The 17,989-nt window shown below is 73.1% G+C and carries 20 protein-coding genes; 12 read left to right on the top strand and 8 right to left on the bottom strand.

The features are described 5' to 3' along the window. The first annotated feature begins 235 nt into the window (after window positions 1-235). Together HNR25_RS09675 and HNR25_RS09670 are read left to right on the top strand one after the other, a co-directional pair. Window positions 236-850, top strand: a complete 615-nt coding sequence (locus tag HNR25_RS09675) for a maleylpyruvate isomerase family mycothiol-dependent enzyme (RefSeq protein ID WP_184634320.1) — start codon at window positions 236-238, stop codon at window positions 848-850. A gap of 75 nt (window positions 851-925) precedes the next feature. Then, a complete protein-coding gene (locus tag HNR25_RS09670; RefSeq protein WP_312862443.1) occupies window positions 926-1,609 on the top strand; it encodes a TetR/AcrR family transcriptional regulator in 684 nt (227 codons plus the stop codon). Window positions 1,610-1,839: 230 nt separating this feature from the next. Here the strand turns inward: HNR25_RS09670 and HNR25_RS09665 are convergent, their stop codons facing one another. Next, window positions 1,840-2,703: a helix-turn-helix domain-containing GNAT family N-acetyltransferase gene (locus HNR25_RS09665; RefSeq protein WP_184634319.1), complete on the bottom strand. Its 864-nt coding sequence runs from the start codon at window positions 2,701-2,703 to the stop codon at window positions 1,840-1,842. A 108-nt stretch (window positions 2,704-2,811) separates the two neighbouring features. Beyond that, complete coding sequence (locus HNR25_RS27255) at window positions 2,812-3,561, bottom strand: GntR family transcriptional regulator (protein WP_184634318.1); 750 nt, start codon at window positions 3,559-3,561, stop codon at window positions 2,812-2,814. A gap of 114 nt (window positions 3,562-3,675) precedes the next feature. Here HNR25_RS27255 and HNR25_RS09655 point away from each other — a divergent pair, with 114 nt between their 5' ends. The 5 genes from HNR25_RS09655 (at window position 3,676) to HNR25_RS09635 (ending at window position 7,737) form a co-directional block, all read left to right on the top strand. Next, the gene (locus tag HNR25_RS09655) at window positions 3,676-4,050 is read left to right on the top strand and encodes an ATP-binding protein (protein ID WP_184634317.1); all 375 of its coding nucleotides are present in this window, start codon (window positions 3,676-3,678) and stop codon (window positions 4,048-4,050) included. Window positions 4,051-4,242: 192 nt separating this feature from the next. Beyond that, window positions 4,243-4,458: a hypothetical protein gene (locus HNR25_RS09650; RefSeq protein WP_184634316.1), complete on the top strand. Its 216-nt coding sequence runs from the start codon at window positions 4,243-4,245 to the stop codon at window positions 4,456-4,458. Next, window positions 4,458-4,700: a hypothetical protein gene (locus HNR25_RS09645; protein WP_184634315.1), complete on the top strand. Its 243-nt coding sequence runs from the start codon at window positions 4,458-4,460 to the stop codon at window positions 4,698-4,700. Before HNR25_RS09650 ends, HNR25_RS09645 begins: the two co-directional genes overlap by 1 nt. A gap of 476 nt (window positions 4,701-5,176) precedes the next feature. Next, window positions 5,177-6,514, top strand: a complete 1,338-nt coding sequence (locus HNR25_RS09640) for an NAD(P)-binding domain-containing protein (protein WP_184634314.1) — start codon at window positions 5,177-5,179, stop codon at window positions 6,512-6,514. Next, complete coding sequence (locus HNR25_RS09635) at window positions 6,511-7,737, top strand: MFS transporter (protein WP_312862442.1); 1,227 nt, start codon at window positions 6,511-6,513, stop codon at window positions 7,735-7,737. The genes HNR25_RS09640 and HNR25_RS09635 overlap by 4 nt, the downstream gene beginning before the upstream one ends. Window positions 7,738-7,828: 91 nt before the next feature. Here HNR25_RS09635 and HNR25_RS09630 read toward each other — a convergent pair whose 3' ends face one another. Further along, entirely contained in the window at window positions 7,829-8,908 is a 1,080-nt protein-coding gene (locus HNR25_RS09630) for a flavin-containing monooxygenase (protein ID WP_184634313.1), read from the bottom strand. Window positions 8,909-8,967: 59 nt separating this feature from the next. Here HNR25_RS09630 and HNR25_RS09625 point away from each other — a divergent pair, with 59 nt between their 5' ends. Further along, window positions 8,968-9,324: an ArsR/SmtB family transcription factor gene (locus HNR25_RS09625; RefSeq protein ID WP_184634312.1), complete on the top strand. Its 357-nt coding sequence runs from the start codon at window positions 8,968-8,970 to the stop codon at window positions 9,322-9,324. A 229-nt stretch (window positions 9,325-9,553) separates the two neighbouring features. Here the strand turns inward: HNR25_RS09625 and arsB are convergent, their stop codons facing one another. Continuing rightward, the gene (gene arsB, locus HNR25_RS09620) at window positions 9,554-10,645 is read right to left on the bottom strand and encodes an ACR3 family arsenite efflux transporter (protein ID WP_184639066.1); all 1,092 of its coding nucleotides are present in this window, start codon (window positions 10,643-10,645) and stop codon (window positions 9,554-9,556) included. Between the two features lie 157 nt (window positions 10,646-10,802). Between arsB and HNR25_RS09615 the strand changes: the two genes are divergently transcribed. Continuing rightward, window positions 10,803-11,216, top strand: a complete 414-nt coding sequence (locus HNR25_RS09615; protein WP_184634311.1) for an arsenate reductase ArsC — start codon at window positions 10,803-10,805, stop codon at window positions 11,214-11,216. A 40-nt stretch (window positions 11,217-11,256) separates the two neighbouring features. Here HNR25_RS09615 and HNR25_RS09610 read toward each other — a convergent pair whose 3' ends face one another. Together HNR25_RS09610 and HNR25_RS09605 are read right to left on the bottom strand one after the other, a co-directional pair. Then, a complete protein-coding gene (locus tag HNR25_RS09610; protein ID WP_184634310.1) occupies window positions 11,257-11,574 on the bottom strand; it encodes an ArsR/SmtB family transcription factor in 318 nt (105 codons plus the stop codon). A gap of 167 nt (window positions 11,575-11,741) precedes the next feature. Then, complete coding sequence (locus HNR25_RS09605) at window positions 11,742-12,650, bottom strand: LysR family transcriptional regulator (RefSeq protein WP_184634309.1); 909 nt, start codon at window positions 12,648-12,650, stop codon at window positions 11,742-11,744. A 73-nt stretch (window positions 12,651-12,723) separates the two neighbouring features. Between HNR25_RS09605 and HNR25_RS09600 the strand changes: the two genes are divergently transcribed. The 3 genes from HNR25_RS09600 to HNR25_RS09590 all read left to right on the top strand — a co-directional run bounded on the left by HNR25_RS09600 (window position 12,724) and on the right by HNR25_RS09590 (window position 15,789). Next, window positions 12,724-14,160: an MFS transporter gene (locus tag HNR25_RS09600; protein WP_312862441.1), complete on the top strand. Its 1,437-nt coding sequence runs from the start codon at window positions 12,724-12,726 to the stop codon at window positions 14,158-14,160. A 4-nt stretch (window positions 14,161-14,164) separates the two neighbouring features. Continuing rightward, window positions 14,165-14,854, top strand: coding sequence for a TetR/AcrR family transcriptional regulator (locus tag HNR25_RS09595; protein WP_246463550.1), 690 nt, complete (start codon window positions 14,165-14,167; stop codon window positions 14,852-14,854). Between the two features lie 68 nt (window positions 14,855-14,922). Next, entirely contained in the window at window positions 14,923-15,789 is an 867-nt protein-coding gene (locus HNR25_RS09590) for a fructosamine kinase family protein (protein ID WP_184634308.1), read from the top strand. 130 nt (window positions 15,790-15,919) lie between these two features. Here the strand turns inward: HNR25_RS09590 and HNR25_RS09585 are convergent, their stop codons facing one another. After that, a complete protein-coding gene (locus tag HNR25_RS09585; RefSeq protein WP_184634307.1) occupies window positions 15,920-16,801 on the bottom strand; it encodes an LLM class flavin-dependent oxidoreductase in 882 nt (293 codons plus the stop codon). A gap of 125 nt (window positions 16,802-16,926) precedes the next feature. Further along, the gene (locus HNR25_RS09580; RefSeq protein WP_184634306.1) at window positions 16,927-17,946 is read right to left on the bottom strand and encodes an aldo/keto reductase; all 1,020 of its coding nucleotides are present in this window, start codon (window positions 17,944-17,946) and stop codon (window positions 16,927-16,929) included. Window positions 17,947-17,989 lie beyond the last annotated feature (43 nt).

Genomic DNA, 17,989 nt, shown 5'->3' with positions numbered 1-17,989 from the left:
CTCACCGCGGACCGGCGCCGCCGACCGTCTGAGGGGCCGGTCGGAGGAGAAGCTGCGGTGCCGGGTCAGGACGGGGCCCGGCGCCGCAGCGATTCAGCCGGTCCCGTCCGCGGAGCGCTTCCGCGCTCGCCGGGGCGGCCGGGCGGCGGCCCCTACCTGCACGGTTGACAGGGGCACGTCGGCACCTAAAGTGAGTAAGTACTTACCAACTTTGTTTCACGACTTCGGAGCCGCCATGAGTCAGCGGAGATTCAGCGCAGCGCACACCCGGGCGATGGCCCTCGACGAGCGCGCCCGACTGCGAGCGACCCTCGGCGGACTGGCGGCGCACCAGTGGGCCGCGCCCTCGCTGTGCGCGGGATGGACCGTCCGCGACGTCGCCGGGCACCTCGCCGAGAACACACGCGCGAGCCTGCCGTCGTTCCTCGGAGGTATGGCGCGCGCCCGGTTCGACCACGACGAGTACAACCGCCGCACCGCCCGCGCTTGGAGCCGGCTCTCCGACTCCGAACTGCTCGCCGCCTTCGAGACCGACCGCATCATGACCGTCTTCCGGCTGAACCCGACCCTGCTGCTGGTCGACTACGTGGTCCACCACCAGGACATCTGCCGCCCGTTGGGCCTGGACGCCGGCACCCCGCCCGAGCACCTGCTGGCCACCCTGCGGGCGCTCGCGACGAGCAGCATGTTCGCCGCGGAGACCCGGGAGGCGGCGGGCATGCGGATCGCGGCGACCGATCTCGACTTCAGCCACGGCACCGGCCCGAGCGAACTGCGCGGCCCCGCCGCCTACCTCGTCGCGCGGGTCGCGGGCCGCGACACCGGCTCCGCGCGACCGGATCCGGGCTGAGGGTCCGGACCCGCTCCCCTGCCCAGCACACCCGGGCGGGGGCCCGGCCCGTCCCGAAGGAGAGAAGGAGGCACCGTGGCCGACACCGGCGAAGAGCAGGCCCCGCGCCGCTCCGGCCGCCCCGAGACCCGCGAGCGCATCGTCGCGGCCGCGGACCGGAGCATGCGGGAACTGGGGCTGGCCAACGCCACCACCAAACGCATCGCCCGCTCCGCCGGCGTTTCCGAAGCCGCCCTCTACAAGCACTTCGCCGGCAAGACGGACCTGTTCCTGGAGGTGCTGCGCAGCCGCTTCCCCGCCTTCGTCGACGTGCTCGCCGCGCTGCCCGACCGCGCCGGCCGGGGCACCGTCGCCGGCAACCTCACCGACCTCGTCGGCAAAGCCGTGCCGTTCTACCGTCACGGCGTGCCCATGCTCGGTTCGCTGTTCGCCGACCCGGAGCTGCTGCAGCGCCACCGCGAGGACCTGGGCCGCACCGGCGCCGGGCCGATGAACGCGAACCGGCTGCTGGCCGCCTACATCACCGAAGAACAGCGCCTGGGTCGCGTCCCGCCCGACACCGCCCCCGACGCCGTCGCCGCCCTGCTCCTGGGCGCCTGCTTCCAGCGCGCCTTTTTCGAGGCGTTCCTGGACGGGAGGGACGCAGACGGGGACGGAGACGGGGGCGGGCCGGACGGGCTCCCGCCGGTGGAACGGTTCGCCCAGGACCTGGTCGCCGGTTTGGTGTCGATCGGAGCCGGGGCGGCGTTCCCGGACTGATGGGGCACGCCCTGGTCGGCGGTGCCCCGCGGTAGTGGCGCCCGCCGAGGCGACCGTTGTGTCGGGTTCGCTGAAAACGAGCGCGGGGTTTCAACCGTCTTCCTGCACTGTGCCGGTGAAACCCCCGCGCTCGGTGAAGATCGCTAGCCTCCCCGCGGTCCGCGGACAGGGCGTTCTCATTCAGCGAGAGAGCGGATGTGTCGCGTATCACCCCGCGATCGGCGGGTGGCTCAGTTCACGGGTGTGCAGCCCTCGTCGTCGCGGCGGCGTTCCAGCATGACGGTGTCGCGCCAGGCGCCGTGGTGCCGGGCGACGCGTTCGCGCACGCCCAGGGTGCGGAAGCCGGCGTTGTGGTGCAGGGCCAGGCTGGCCTTGTTCTCGGGGAAGACCGCGTTCTGCAGGGTCCACAGGCCGCCGGCGTCGGCGGCGGTGACCTGCCGGTGGAGCAGGGCTTTGCCGACGCCGCGGCCGCGTGCCGATTCGGCGACGTAGACCGAGGTCTCGGCGACCCCGGCGTAGGCGGCGCGGGTGGAGACGGGGGCGGCCGCGGCCCAGCCCGCGGTCTCGCCGTCGATCTCGGCGATCCACCGGTGGTCGGCGAACCACGTGGCGTCGAGGGCGTCGGCGGGCGGAACCTCGGTCTCGAAGGTGGCTATGCCGGTGGCGATGCCCTCGGCGTAGATGCGGCGCACCGCGTCGAAGTCGGCGGGTTCCATGGCACGCACCGACACGTCGGCGGGAAGGTCGACCGGGCAGCACGGCCGCGAGGCGAGCAGGCCCATCACGGCGTCGGCGGCGTGCGGCAGGCCGGTGCAGCACTCCGGGTTGATCATGACGCGGGTGGACGTTCCGGCCTTGGTGAGCGTGACGAAGCCGACGTCGGCGAGCTTGCGCAGATGGTGGGAGACGGTGGACTGGCGCAGCTCCAGCGCCTCGGCGAGCTCCCCGACCGTCGCGCCCGCCGGCGCCGAGGCGACCGTGTGCAGGAGGCGTACCCGGGCGGGTTCGGCCAGGCAGGCGAACCAGGCGGCGTAGGTCTCCGCGTCGGCGGCGGCGAGCGTCGGCAGCGCGGACGGGGCGGACGGAGCGGTCATGCCCCCATTATCGACGGTCGTCAATGAGTGGGGGCTCGTCCCTCCGCCGAGAGGGACACCTTCGGCGCGCTCGCGCGCGTCTGGTCGCGCCGCTGCGCCGCCTTCTGGCTAGTCCTGGTCGACCGGGATCATGTACGCCAGCTCGTAGCGATCCGGTGGTACCACGATGTCCGCGGTTTCGACCGGCCGATCCTGTGTGTAGTACGTCCTCTGAATCACCATCATCACCGTGCCGCGGCTCAGGCGCAGCCGGTTCGCCTCCTCGTCGGTGGCCGACCGCGCGGTCACGATCTCGCCTGCATGCACGATGCGCTGCCCGATCTGCCGCATACGCTCGACCACGCCGCGGCCGGAATGCGGCCCGTCCTCGGGTAGCACCACGGAAGTACCGCGGGTGATCTCCAGCGGCTCATAGCTTGTCGACAGCATGACCGGCTCGTCGTCACCGGTGAAGGTGTAGGACGTGCGCATCACCTCCGCGCCGGCCTCGACCGCCAGCCGGTCGGCGATTCCGTCGGCCACGCGAACGGTCTCCGAGGCCGACTCCCAGCCGCCGCGGACCGCCTGTGCGGTCATGTCCGCACGAAAGGGCGACCCGCCGCGGGACTCGCGATACCAGGACCGGGTGAGTCGCCGCACGGGTGGTTTCGGCCGCACATAGCTCCCCGACCCGGTGCGAGCCACGACGTAGCCCTCGGCGACGAGTAGCTGCACGGCATCGGCGGCAACTCGCGGGCCGACTCCGAACTCTTCGGCGAGTGCCTGCCGAGACGGGAGCCGTTCACCTGGCCCGAAGTCGCCCCCGATGATGCGCTGCCGCAGCGTATCGGCGATGCGCTGGTATGTCGGGCGGCCCACGGCGCTCCCCTCTGAGATCGATTTGCACGATCAGCTTGACAAAGTTGTACGTGCCGAATCAAGCTGCACGTACAGAAACTAAATCTGTACGTGCTGGTTATGCGGGGTGTTGGTATGAACGAATCCCTCACCGTCCCGGCGAGCGCCGCCATGGTGCCGGTCGTTCGACACGGCGTGGCTGCACTGCTGGCGGGATTCGACCGTGTCGATGACGCCGAGCTGATCGCGAGTGAGCTGGTCACCTCGGCCGTGCGCGCCAGTACGGGCGCGATCACGGTCGGTGTGACGGATACCGGCACCGTGCGTATCAAGGTCACCGATCAGCGTGGACACCGCCCGCGCCGCGCCGGCGACTTCGCGGTCGACGAAGACGCGCCCGACGGGCTCGGCCTCTGCTCCACCCTCGCTGACGCTATGGGGGCGACGTGTTTCCGGTCCGGTGACTACACGACATGGGCCGAGCTGTCGCCTGGGCCTGCTCTCCACTGATTCCCGAATTCCCGCCGGACCTCCCGTCCGGCCCTACCCCCTGGGGGAACCCATGCCGCGACTGTCCACGATCGTCCGAAAGCCAGGGCGCGGCGCCCTGGCGCCGCCCAGCCGGCGCGCCGCCGCCCGGGTCCGTCCCTACGTCGCCGACCGGCCGGTCCCGCCCCGAGCGCTCTGTCGTCGACCCGCCCCGTGCCCGGCGCGCTGTACGCACGCGGCCGGACCGTGGGGCCGTGGCACGAGCGCTGGGAGCGGCTTCAGCACGGGGTGGCCGCACCGGCTCCCGTCGGCGACGGCCTCGACGACCTGCGTGCCGCGCTCGTCGGTCCGGTCCGCGCGCTGGTGGCCGCGCGCCCCGATCTCGCCCGCACGGCCGAAGGCGGCGACATCTTGGCGGAGGTGCGGTGATGACCTCGCCGAGCCGTCCCACCGAGGACGCCGAGACGACCCGCCTGTCGCTGCGCGACACGTCGCGCCTCGCCGAGATCGCCGGCCAACTGCACGCGGCTGCCCATGCCGCGCCCGACGACGCCCCGTGGTTGCGTGCCCTGCTGGTCCGCGCGCTTGAGGGCGTCGACCAGGTCCGCGGCCGGGGTACGGCCGTGGCCATGGCGCGATCCCGAATCGCAGGGGAGGTGCCCAGGCAGTGACCACATCTCGGCGCCCGCCCCGCATCGACGCGGCCACGTGGGACCCGGTCGGACTCCTCGCCGAGTATTACCGCAGCGTCTGGGAGGTCCGAGGGGTGCTCGTGCCAGGTGGCGACTGGCATTGGCGTCTCAGTCGTCGGAGCCCGGTCCCGGCAGGTGCCGCCGTCTTCGGCGTAGAAGCCGGCTGGGAGGGCTACGCGTCGCCTGCATGGATTCGCGGATGGCTCATCGGCCAGGACGCAGCGTGGAAGACGTGGCGAGACAGCGGCCACGCCCCATAGATCGTCGACGGGAGTCTGCTGAAGCACCCGCGCCCGCCCACCCGCGTCCCGCGGTGAATCCGGCGCGTGGGTTTCACCGCCGACACGGGCGCACCGTCGTCGAAACCGCGCGGTAGACGGTTCCGGTGATTGCATCCATCGATCTGTGTCGATAAAGTACTGATTGATCGAAGTGAATCGATGAAAGGGTGTGTCATGGACGACGAGCTTCCGGTTGTGGTCATCGGCGCCGGTCCGGTCGGATTGGCGGCCGCCGCGGAGGCCGCCGGCCGGGGACTGCCGGCGGTGGTGCTGGAGCAGGGCGACCGGCCGGGTGCGGCCGTGCGCGAATGGGGGCACGTGCGCCTGTTCTCCGCCTGGCGCGATCTGGTGGCCCCAGCTGCGGAGAAGCTGCTCGCCGAGCGCGGATGGACCCGCCCCGACGACGCCGCCTACCCCACCGGAGACGCGTGGGCGCAGGAGTACCTGGACCCGCTCGCCGCCGCGCTGGGCGAGCGTGTGCGCTACGGAACCGAGGTCCTGGGAGTGAGTCGCCGCGGCCGGGACCGGGTCGTCGACGCCGACCGGGACGAGCAGCCGTTCACCGTGCGGGTGCGCGCATCCGGCGGCGAGGAGCGCCTGCTCGCCCGCGCGGTGGTCGACGCGTCGGGAACCTGGGGCGCGCCCAACCCGCTGGGCGGCGACGGGCTTCCCGCGCCGGGGGAGGACGCCGCCGACCGGATCGGCTACCGCATCCCCGATCTCGCCGACGACCGGGAGCGCGCCCGCTACGCCGACCGCCGCACCGCCGTAGTGGGCAGCGGCCATTCCGCGCTGACGGCGCTGGTGGAGCTGGCCGGGCTCGCCGAACAGGCGCCGGGCACCCGCGCGGTCTGGGTGCTGCGCCGCGGCGAGGTGGGCGACGCCTTCGGCGGCGGCGACGACGACCAGCTCGCCGCCCGCGGCGCGCTGGGGGACCGTGCCCGCGCGGCGGTCGAATCCGGACGCGTCGAGGTCGTCACCGGCTTCCGCACCGCCGAGGTGCGCCGCCAGGGCAGCGCGGTGGTGCTCGTCGACGACGGCGGCCGGGCCCTCGACCCCGTCGACGAGGTCGTCGCGCTGACCGGGTTCCGCCCCGACCTGGCGCCGCTGTCGGAGGTGCGCCTGGGCCTGGACGCCACGTTGCAGGCGCCCGTGGAGCTGGCCCCGCTGATCGATCCGAACGTGCACTCCTGCGGGACCGTCTACCCGCACGGCGCCGCGGAGCTGGCCCACCCCGAGCCGGGCTTCTACCTGGCGGGGATGAAGTCCTACGGCCGTGCGCCGACGTTCCTCGCCCTGACCGGATACGAGCAGGTGCGCAGCATCGCCGCCGCGATCGCCGGCGACCACGCGTCCGCCGCGAAGGTGGAGCTGACCCTGCCCGAGACCGGCGTGTGCCAGGGCCCGGGAGTCGACGAGGCGACCGAGGAGGAGGAAGCCGCGGGCGGCTGCTGCGGCGGCGGTGCCGAGCCGGCCGAGTCCACGCACCCGGCCATGCCCGTTGTGAAGTGAGGCACAGGACCCTGACCGCGCCCGGCGCGTCCGCGGCGGCCGTCGCGCCGCGGGCGCGCCGGGCGCTTATTGCGCTGTCCATCACCGTCACTACGAGTTACGGAGTGCTGTTCTACGCGTTTCCGGTGTTGGCGCCGGCGATCAGCGCGGACACCGGCTGGCCGCTCGCGCATCTGACGGCCGCGTTCTCGGCTTCCCAGGTCGTCGCGGGGCTGGGCGGTGCGGTCGTGGGCCGGTGGCTGGAGCGTTCCGGTCCGCGGGTGGTCATGACCTGCGCGGCCGTCGTCGCCGTGCCCGCGATCGCGGGTATCGCGTGGGCGCCGGAACTGTGGGCCTTCTTCGCCGCATGGCTGGTGGCGGGGGTCGCGATGGCGGGGCTGTTCTATCCCCCGGCGTTCGCCGCTCTCACCCGCTGGTACGGGCCCAGGCGCACCAGGGCACTGACCGTGCTGACGCTGGCGGCCGGATCGGCGAGCACGATTTTCGCCCCGCTGGCCGCAGCCGTGGAGCAGGCTCTGGGGTGGCGCGGAGCGTACCTGGCGCTGGCGGCTCTGCTCGGTGTCCTGGTGATTCCGCTGCACGCCCTCGTCCTGACGCCGCCGTGGCACCGCACCACCGGTACCGACCGCCCGAGTTCCGGTTCGAACACGGTCGGTCCGGTGATCGCCAGCCCTGCGTTCCTCGCGCTGACCGCCGCACTGACACTGGGGGCGTTCGGCGTGTATGCGGTCGTGGTCAACCTCGTCCCTCTCTTGGACACCCGCGGTTGGGACGCCACCACCGCCGCGTGGGCGTTGGGGATCGGCGGGATCGGCCAGGTGCTGGGCCGGCTGGTCTACGCTCCGCTGGAGCGCCGAGCCGGGCCGCAGACCCGGTCGGTGCTCGTGCTCACGGCCTGCGCTGCGACGACTGCGCTGCTCGCCGCAGTGGGCGCTCCGGTGGCGCTGGTCATGGTGATCGCGCTGCTGGCCGGGATGGCGCGCGGCATCTTCACGCTGCTGCAGGCCACGGCCGTCAGCGACCGGTGGGGCATCGAGCGCTACGCCACGCTGAACGGCGTCCTGCACACCCCGCTCATGCTGGCGGTGGCCCTGGCTCCATGGGCCGGTTCGGCGATGGCCGGCCCCCTCGGCGGCTACCCCGCCTTGTTCGCAGTACTGGCCGTCGTCGGCGCGATCGCCGCGGTTACGGTCGCGTTCACCCGGCCGGAGCGGGCCGCGTAGGCGGCCCGTCGGTCGGTTCGGCCCTGATGCGGCTGTGCCCGCCCGGTGGAGGCCCGCGGGTGGGCACGGCTGTTCCGCGGTGAACGCTCGGTCAGAGTCCGGCTGCGGTCGGGGCCTTGCGCACGTGGGCGGCCAGCGGCGCGACGACGTGCTCGGCGTCGCGGTGGACGCCGCGCAGCGTGTTGGAGGAGAACGAACGCTGGAACTCCAGGCCCGCATAGACCAGCCCGGGGTGTGTGGCCGAGACGCCGCCGGTGTGCAGGGGAGCGCCGTCGCCGTCCAGAGCGCCCAGCGGCCGCAGGTAGTCGAGGTCGGGTCGGTAACCGGTGGCGAACAGCACGGCGTCGACGGGTTCGCGCCGGCCGTCGGCCCAGACGACGTGGTCGCCGTCGAATGCGGTGAACATCTCCCGCCGGTCCATCCGGCCGGAGTTCAGGGCGTTTTCGTAGTCGCCGGTCTCCACGACGAGCGTGCCTCCCACGTAGTGGATGAGCCACTCGGGCGGGAGGCGGTCGAAGCCGGTGGCCACCAGCCAGTCGTGCAGGTCCCGGCCGTTGCGGAGCTGGTGGAGGAACCGGATGGGGGCGCGGGTGGCCAGGGTCGTCGACGCCGTCCGGGACAGTTCGTAGCCGACTTGGACCGCGGAGTTGCCGCCGCCGACCACGACGACGCGCTTGCCGGCGTAGGGCTCGGGGCTGCGGTAGTCGGCCACGTGCAGGAGTTCGCCGGGGAAGTCCTCGTGCCCGGGCAGCGCGGGCAGGTGGGGGTTGGCGAAGGATCCGCTGGCCGCGATGAGACCGGCTGCGTTGAGGGTCCGGCCGTCGGCGGTGCGCACGGTGAATCCGGGGGCGTCGGCCTCGACGGCTTCCACTCTGGTGCCGGTGCGGATCTCCACGTCGAGCTGTGCGGCGTGGCGCTCCAGGTAGGCGGCGACCTCGTCGCGGTGCGGGTAGCGGTCGGGGCCGCCGGGGAAGGGAGCGCCGGGCATCGCGCTGTGGCGGGCGGGGGAGAACAGGGTGAGGCTGTCGTAGTAGCCGGGCCAGGAGCCGACGGGGCGCTCTCCCGCTTCGAGGATGAGCGGGCGCAGGTCGGCGTCACGTGCAGCGCGGGCGGCGGCCTGCCCGGACTGGCCGCCGCCGACGATGATGACGGTGTCGTCGCGTGTACTCATGGCCGGATCATATCGTAAAATCGTGAAATTTCGATATGACGATATGGGAAGATGGGGGCATGACCGAAAGGGCGAGTGCGGGGGCTGACGAGGTCTCCGAATCCGAGCCGACATGTCGCGGGCAGGCCTCGGCAGAGCTGAGCGAGGCCACCCACGACTTCCTCAAAGCGCTGGCCAGTCCGCCCCGCCAGCGCATCATGCTGCTGTTCGCTCAGGGAGCGGAACTGTCGGTCGGGGAGGTCGCCGAACGGATCGGCATCGGGCAGTCCACCGCGTCCCAGCAACTCGCCCTGCTGCGCAGGGGCGGCATCCTCGCCTCCCGCCGCGACGGCAAGATCGTGCTCTACCGCTCCGATCGCGACCGCAGCCTGGCGGCGCTGGACGAGCTCCGGACCTACCTGCGGTATTGCTGCTGACGCGTCACGACGGCATCGCCGCCGTGGTGCCCGGTGCACGCCCGCCGCATCGGAACAGGCCCGCTTCGGCGGCTCGACCGGGACCGCCGCCCCGGGCCGGTACGCCGCCCCGGGGCGCCCCGGCGCGCCGGCTTCCCGGTTGGGCGCAGGGCTTCCGCCCACGTCTGAGCGGGTGTGCACGTGCAGGCCGGCGGGACGGGCGCGGCCCGCCCCGCCGGTTTCGCCGTTCTCAGGCGCCGGCGGTGCTGCGCGCGGGGAAGAAGCGCCGGGCCCACAGGGACACGTAGACCAGGCCCACGAGCACGGGCACCTCGATCAGCGGGCCGACGACGCCTGCCAGCGCCTGGCCGGACGTGACGCCGAAGACGCCGACGGCCACGGCGATGGCCAGTTCGAAGTTGTTGCCGGAGGCGGTGAAGGCGAGGGTGGTCGAACGCTCGTAGGACAGCCGGATCGCCCGGCCCAGCAGCATGGACAGGCCCCACATCGCCACGAAGTAGATCAGCAGCGGCACGGCGATGCGCGCGACGTCGACGGGTCCGGAGGTGATGGCCTCGCCTTGCAGCGCGAAGAGCATGACGATGGTGAACAGCAGGCCGTAGAGGGCGAGCGGGCCGATGCGGGGCAGGAAGCGGTCCTCGTACCAGGCGCGCCCCTTGGCGCGCTCGCCGAAGATGCGGGTGAGGTAGCCGGCGACCAGCGGGACGCCGAGGAAGACCACCACCATCGCCGCGATCTCCCACGGGGAGACGTCGATGCCGCTCTGGTCCAGGCCCAGCCATCCCGGCAGCAGTTCCAGGTAGAACCACCCGAGCAGGCCGAAGGCCAGTACCTGGAACACGGAGTTGAGGGCGACCAGGACGGCGGCGGCTTCGCGGTCGCCGCAGGCGAGGTCGTTCCAGATGATGACCATGGCGATGCAGCGGGCCAGGCCGACGATGATCAGCCCCGTGCGGAACTCGGGCAGGTCGGCCAGGAAGATCCAGGCCAGGGCGAACATCACCGCCGGCCCCACCAGCCAGTTCAGCACCAGTGAACTGACCAGCAGCCGCGTGTCGCGGGTGACGGAGTCCAGCCGGTCGTAGCGCACTTTGGCCAGTACCGGATACATCATCACCAGCAGGCCGATGGCGATCGGAACGGAGATTCCGCCCGCCTTCACGGCGTCCAGAGCTCCTTGCAGGCCCGGGACCCAGCGCCCCAGCAGCAGGCCGGCGGTCATGGCGAGGCCGATCCACACCGGCAGGAACCGGTCCAGGGTCGACAGCTTCGGCGGTCCGGCCGTATCGGGGGCCGCGGCGTCGGTGCCGGGTGCGCCCATGGCGGTGTCCTCCTGTGGGTGGACGGGAAGTTCCGGGGCCACCATATATCGAAACCGTTTGATATCAATACGGGCTGATACGTTGGCGTAGACGGCGCCGCGCCACCGGAGCCCGCGCCGTCGACGGTCCTGCAGGTCCTACAGGAAGGCCAGTTCCGTGCCGGAGAAACCGAGTGTGCTCTTCGTCTGCGTCCACAACGCCGGCCGCTCCCAGATGGCGGCCGGGTTCCTCGACAGCCTCGCCGGGGACCGGGTCGAGGTCCGTTCCGCCGGGTCCGAGCCCGCGGAGTCGATCAACCCGGTCGCGGTCGACGCCATGGCCGAGCTGGGTATCGACATCGCCGCCGAACGCCCCGAGGCCCTGACGTTCGACGCCGTGGACGCCAGCGACGTCGTGGTCACCATGGGGTGCGGCGACACCTGCCCGGTCTTCCCCGGCAAGCGCTACCTCGACTGGGAGCTGGACGATCCCGCCGGCCGGCCCCTGGAGCAGGTGCGGCCGGTCCGCGACGAGATCCGCCGCCGGATCGTAGGACTGCTGGAGGAGCTGGGCGTGCCCGCCCGGGAGTGACCCCGCGGCCGCCCCCGTGCGGCGCGCCGGCGCGCCCGGTTCAGCAGGGCCGGTAGCGCCCGCGTGCCTCCTCGGCCTGGCCGGCGAGGTCGCGCAGGCCGTCGGCGGCCGCCGCGATCGCCTCCGGCCGCAGCCGGTAGTAGGTGTAGCGCCCGCGGGGCTCGGTCTCCACGAGACCGGCCCGGCGCAGGAGCCGCAGATGATGGCTGACGGTCGTCTGCCGGGCGCCGGTGTGCTCGATCAGGTGGCAGGTGCACATCTGCTCCGTGGCGAGCAGGCGCACGATCCGGACCCGCAGCGGGTCTCCGAACAGGCCCACGGCGGCCTCGGCGACGGAGTCCTCCGGTGACATCAGCATGTTTCGATATCACCATGCCCGAGTGCGGGCGTCAATCGGACCGGCCCGGCCGACGTGCACGGACCGGGTGCCGGGCGGTTCCCTGACCGCACTCGCCGGACGGGTCGTGCTGACGGCCCGCTGAGTCGGCCCGCCCCTGGAGGCGCTGTGCGTATCCGGCGGGGCGCTCAGCGCTGCAGGCCGGTCGCCGTCGCCGTGATCGATTCCAGGGCGGTTTCGACGACCGGGTGGTCGCGGCTGCCGAGGCGGGTGGCGGTCAGGATGCGGCGCACGGGCGCGGGCTCGCCGTGCAGGGGGATGCGCACCACCGGCGAGCTTTCCGGCAGCCGCGCGAGGCGGGGCACCAGGATGATGCCGAACCCGTGGGCGACCAGGGCGGTCCCGGTGTCCCACTCGTCGGCGTAGTGGGCGATGCGGGGCGTGAAGCCCGCCGACATGCAGGCGGTGCGCACCAGGTGGTGGTAGGTGCTGCCGGGGCTCCCGAGGATCCACGGTTCGTCGGCGGCGTCGGCGAGTGTGACCCGCCCGCCCCCGTCCAACGGGTGCCCGCTGGGCACGACGAGGTCGAGCGGGTCGTCCAGCAGCGGGTGCCGGTCGAAGCGGGTGTCGGAGGCGGGCGGCGTTTCGGCGGTGGCGATCAGCAGCGCGAGGTCGGCGTCGCCGGCCAGGAGCAGATCGAAGCAGCGGGACGGTTCGGCTTCGATGACGCGCACGTCCGACTGCGGGTAGCGGTCCCGCAGCGCGGCCGCCGCGGGCGGCAGCAGGTAGGTGGCGGCCGTGGAGAACCCGCACAGCGTGAACAGGCCGCCGGTTTCCTCCACGGAGACGGCGAGTTCGGCGCGTGCGCGCTCGGCTTGGGCGGACAGGGCTTCGGCGTGGCGCAGCACGATCGCGGCCGCGGCGGTCAGCCGGATCCCCCGGCCGGACTGGACCACCAGGTCCACGCCCAGCTCGGTCGACAACTGGCGCAACTGGTGCGAGACCGCCGAGGGCGTGTAGTGCAGCGCCTGTGCCGCGGCGGTGACGGTTCCGTAGTGGTGCACGAGCTGCAGGACCCGCAGCTTGGGATCGATCATGTAATAATTTTGCACGATCTCATGCGAAAACGTTCGCTTTTCCACATGATTCTTAGGGCGCACGCTGGGGCGCGTGCTGATCAAACGAACCTTCGGAAAGGTCCCTGCCCCGGAGCCCGGCGCTGCGCTCCGCCGGAGCGCGCGCGAACGGAGAACGGCCGCCTACCTCCTCGTCGTACTCACCGCCGGCGCCTACCTGCCCAGCCCGCTCTATCCCGGCTATCAGCACGCCTTCGGGTTCAGCGATCTGCTGATGACACTGATCTACGCCACGTTCGCCCTGGTCAGTGCGCCCGCGCTGCTGCTGTTCGGCCCGGCGGCGGACGCGCTCGGCCCGCGGCCGGTACTACGGTGCAGCGTCGGCGTCGCGGCCCTGGGATCGGCCTGCTTCGCGATCGCCGACGGCCCGGCACTGCTGCTGGCCGGCCGCGCGGCCCAAGGCCTCGCGCTCGGCGCCGCCACCGGGGCGGCGACGGCGCTGATGATCCGCAGCGCCCCGGCACAGGGGCGCCTGAAGGCCTCGATGCTGGCCGGGATGGCGTTCGTCGCCGGCACCGCCGCGGGCCCGGTCGCCGCCGGGGCGCTGGCCCAGTACGCCCCGGCACCGACGGTGCTGCCGTACCTGATCCACCTGGTTCTGCTGGGGGAGGCGGCCCGCCGCGCTTCGGCGCTGTCCGCCGCCGCGCCGCCCGTTCACCGCTGGCGCCCCTCGTGCCCGCGCGTCCCCGCCGGCCTGCGGGCACGGTTCGCTTCGGCGGCGGCTACGGGATTTTTGGCCTGGACCGCGGCCGGACTGTTCCTGGCGGTGATTCCGGCGGCGCTCGGACGCGCCGCCGGAATCGACGACCTCGCGGTCACGGGCGGAGTCGTGGGCGCCGTCCTCGCCTGCTCCGTACCGGCCCAGCCTGTCGCCGCCCGCCTCGGCGCACCCCTGGCGCAGGTCGCCGGTCTCGGCGCCCTGGCGTGCTCCCTGGCCGTCCTCGCTGTGACCGGCGGCGGTTCCCTTCCGGCGACGCTGCTCGCGGCGGTCGCCGCCGGCACCGGGCACGGGCTGGCGTACGGCGGGGCGGCCGCGGCCGTCGACGCCGCCGCCCCCGACGACCAGCGCGGGGCGATCAGCTCGGCGCTGCACCTCGCGTTCTACCTCGGCGCCGGCGGCCCCGCGGTGGCGGTCGGACTGCTGACCGTGTCCTACGACCTGACCACCGCGGTGTCCTGGCTCAGCGCCGCCGCGGCCGTGCTCGCACCGGTCGCGGCCGCTGCGGTCCCGATCGCCCACCGCACGCGGAGTCCGACCCCGCCCGCGACGCCTCCGCCCGGCCGCGCGCCCGGTTCCGGCGTCGGGTCCGCTGTGTGCGGTTCGGCGGCACCTCGTCGCCTCCACCGCCTCCGAAACCGGTACGGTCGTCACGACCAGCACGGGAACGGCCCCGTGAGGCGGTTCGGCGCCGGTCGTGAGGGCGAAGCCCTGATCGTCGGCGGATCGAGAGAAGTCCCGGAGCGGCGGTGACGACATGATCATGGCGGGTCGACGAGGAAACGGGCCGCGGGCCTGTGCCACCCGCGAGCGGATCATCACGGCGGCCGAGCGGCTGTTCGCCGAGCGCGGCGTGGTCGCCGTCTCCAACCGGCAGATCAGCGAGGCCGCGGGCCAGGGCAACAACACCGCGGTGAGCTACCACTTCGGCGCGAAGGAAGAGCTGGTGCGCGCCATCGTGCGCCGCCACGCCGAGCCGATCGAACGCGCCCGCGTCGCTCTGCTCGCCCGGGAACGCGGGTGCGGCAGCGTGCGGGACTGGGTCGGACTCCTGGTCCACCCGGTCACCGGACACCTGGCCGAGCTCGGCGTGCCGTCGTGGTACGGCCGCTTCGGTGCCCAGGCCATGGCCGACCCCGGTCTTCGGGAGATCATGGTCGCCGAGTCCCTGTCCACACCGTCGATGCGCGACGTGCTCGACGGGCTCAGCTCCTGCGCCGACCTGCCGTTGGCCGCGCACCTGGAGCGCAGCGAGATGGCCGGCCAGCTGATGATCCACATGTGCGCCGAGCGTGAGCGCCGGCTCGCCGAGGGCGTCACCACCCCGGCATCCACCTGGCACGCCGCCGCCGTGGGGCTGGTCGACGCGATCACCGGCATATGGCTCGCGCCGGTCACCCCCGCCGAGCACAGCGGGAGCGGCAGCGCCGGAGGTAGCCGCGGCTGAGCGGTGCCGCGCGTGGCGGAAGTACCGTGTGGTCGAACCGTCACCCCGACCGCGCAGCGAGTACCCGTATGCCCCACACGACTCCCGCGCCCGAACCGGCCGCCGCCGTCGCCGCGGCCGTGTCCGGCGACGTGCGCTCCTGCACTCGGCTGGGCTCGTCGCACGCGTGGACGCTGCACGGCGGCGAGCTGGCCGACGGGCGCCGCTTCTTCGCCAAGATCGCCGACGGCTACGCCGAAGCGCTGGACTCCGAAGCCGCCGGGCTGCGCTGGTTCGCCGAGGTCTCCGACGGTGCCGCCGTGCCCGGAGTCCTCGCCGCCGGCGGTGGAGCGCTGGTGCTGGAACAGGTCGACGAAGCCGGCCCGACCGCGGAGGCGGCCGACGATCTCGGGCGGCGTCTGGCCGCCACCCACCGGGCCGGGGCGCAGTCCTTCGGCGCAGCGTGGCCGGGTTGGCTGGCCACGCTGCCCCTGGACAACACCCCGGCCGACCAGTGGCCGGAGTGGTACGCCCGGCGCCGCCTGCTGCCCTACCTGCGCGACGCCCGCGACCGGGGATTCCTGGACTCCGCGGATGTGGCGCAGCTGGAACGCGTGCTCGCCCGCATCGGCGACCTCGCCGGCCCGGACGAACCCCCGGCCCGGATCCACGGCGACCTGTGGTCCGGAAACGTGCTGTGGGGCCGCGGCGGGGCGGTGCTGATCGACCCCGCCGCCCACGGCGGGCACCGTGAGACCGACCTGGCCATGCTGCGGCTGTTCGGCGCTCCGCACGTGCAGCGGGTCCTCGCCGCTTACGACGAGGCGTTCCCCTTGGCCGCCGGCTGGCGCGAGCGCGTCCCGCTGCACCAGCTGCACCCGCTGCTGGCCCACGTGTGCCTGTTCGGGCGCAGCTTCCGCTCCCAGCTCCTCGACGCCGCCCGCCGCCTGGTGTAAGGCGGCCGCATTCCGGTGCGCCCGCCGGTGCGGGAGTCCCGCCGGTCCGTGGGGGACCGGCGGCGGAACGGTCGGGCGGCAGGCGCCGTCCGACGGGTTCGCCGGGGCGGGCGGTCGCACTCTCCGGGGCTCACCGTGCGGGCGGTGCGCCGAGGAGCTCGTCGGCGACCCACCGTGCGACGCCGGCGGGGTAGGGCGCCGGTAGGCCGAGGACGATGTGCCCGAAGCCGGCGTCGGTCGCGTCGCCGATCGCGTCCCGGGTGGCACCGGGCTGCTCGTAGGAGACGGGCAGATGGATCGAGCGGGTGACCGAGGCGGGGTCGCGGCCGATCTCGGCGCAGTAGCGGTCCAGCCGTGCGCTGCGGCGTACGGCGTCGCCGATGTCGCCGCCCGGGATGTTCCACACGTCGGCGTGCTCGGCGGCCACGCGCAGCGTCGGGGACGAGCGTCCGCCGACGAGGACCGGCGGGTGGGGGCGCTGGCGGGGCTTGGGGCTGCCGAACGCGCCGGTCAGGTGGTGGTAGGTGCCGTGGAAGTCGAACGGCTCGTCCTCGGTCCACAACCGCCGGATCACCGTGCAGGCCTCCGCGAGGCTTCCGACGGCGTGTTCGGCATCGTGGAAGGGCAGGCCGTGTGCGTCGTATTCGCGCCGTGCCCGGGGATGGCCGGGGCGGGAGCCGGCGCCGATGCCGAACTCCAGCCGTCCGCCGGAGACGGCGTCGACGGTCGTGGCGATCTTGGCCAGCATCGCGGGCGGTCGCAACCGGTTGCTCGTCACGAGTACGCCGACCCGCAGCCGCCGGGTCCGGGCGGCGAGGGCGGAGAGCAGCGTCCAGCCTTCGTAAACCGGACCGTCCGGGTCGCCGCCGATCGGCATGAGGTGGTCGAACAACCACGCGTGCCCGATCTCCGGGATCGCGTCCGCCTCGCGCCAGACCCGCAGGACGTCGGGGTAGTCGACCTGGGAGGGCGCGGTCATGATCCCGAAGTTCGGCCGTGCTGCGTGCGGCATGGAACCGCGGTCCTTTCGGCGTCGGTACCGCGCCGACCGGGGTGCTTCCGGGGTCGGGGCGGGGCGTGCTCGGGAAGCCGGCCCGGAGACCGCGGGACGGGGTTGAGAGGTACGCGCTCGGGCGGTCAGCGGCGCCGCAGCGACGGGTCCAGCAGTGCGGGCGGGGTGTCGTTCTTCTCGTGTGCCGCCAGGTCGGTGCCGGGAGCGACGATCGCGTCGATGGCGTCGAGCACGTCGGCGGGCAGCACGGTGTCGGCGGCGGCCAGCTGCGCGTGCAGGTGGTCCGGTGTACGGGGGCCGATGAGCGCGCTGGTCACGCCCGGGTGGGCGGTCGCGAATCCGAGCGCGAGCTGGATCATGGTCAGGCCGGCCTCGTCGGCGACGGTGGCCAGCTGCTCGACGGCGTCGAGCCGGGCCCGGTTGGCGGGGACGGTGGTGTCGAAGCGCTGCGGCATGAACGTCGAGCGGTTGGTGGCGATCTCGCGGTCCTCGCGGATCGCCCCCGACAGCCACCCCGAAGCCAGCGGGCTCCACACCAGCACTCCGAGCTTGTACTCCTGGGCTGCGGGCAGCACGTCGGCCTCGATTCCGCGCTGCAGGATCGAGTAGCTGGGCTGTTCGGTGACGTACCGGTTGAGGTCGCGGGCGTGGGCGGCCCACTGGGCCTGCACGAGACGGTAGGCGGGGTAGGTGGAGGAGCCGAAGTGGCGGATCTTCCCGGCGCGCTGCAGGTCGGTCAGAGCGGACAGGGTCTCCTCGTCGCTGGTGTCGGGGTCCCAGCGGTGGATCTGGTAAAGGTCCACGTGGTCGACACCCAGGCGGCGCAAGCTGCCGTCCAGCGCGGTGGTCAGCCAGCGGCGCGACGCGCCCCGGCGGTTGCGGTCCTCGCCCATGGGCAGGCCCGCCTTCGTGGCGAGCACGATGTCGTCGCGGCGGCCGGCGATGGCTGTGCCGACCAGTTCCTCGGATTCGCCGCGGCTGTACACGTCGGCGGTGTCGACGAGGTTGATCCCGCCCTCAAGGGCGGCGTCGACGATGGCGGTGACCTCCTCCTGAGTGGTGCTTCCGATCGCGCCGAAGTTCATCGTGCCCAGCGCGAGCGAGCTGACCTGCACACCGGTGCGGCCCAAGGTGCGGTACTGCATGGCCGATCTCCTCCGTCGAAGGTGAAGCGGGATGGCGGCGCGT

The organism is Streptomonospora salina, from assembly GCF_014204715.1.
GTDB lineage: Bacteria > Actinomycetota > Actinomycetes > Streptosporangiales > Streptosporangiaceae > Streptomonospora > Streptomonospora salina.
This window is presented reverse-complemented; position numbering and strand designations above follow the sequence as displayed.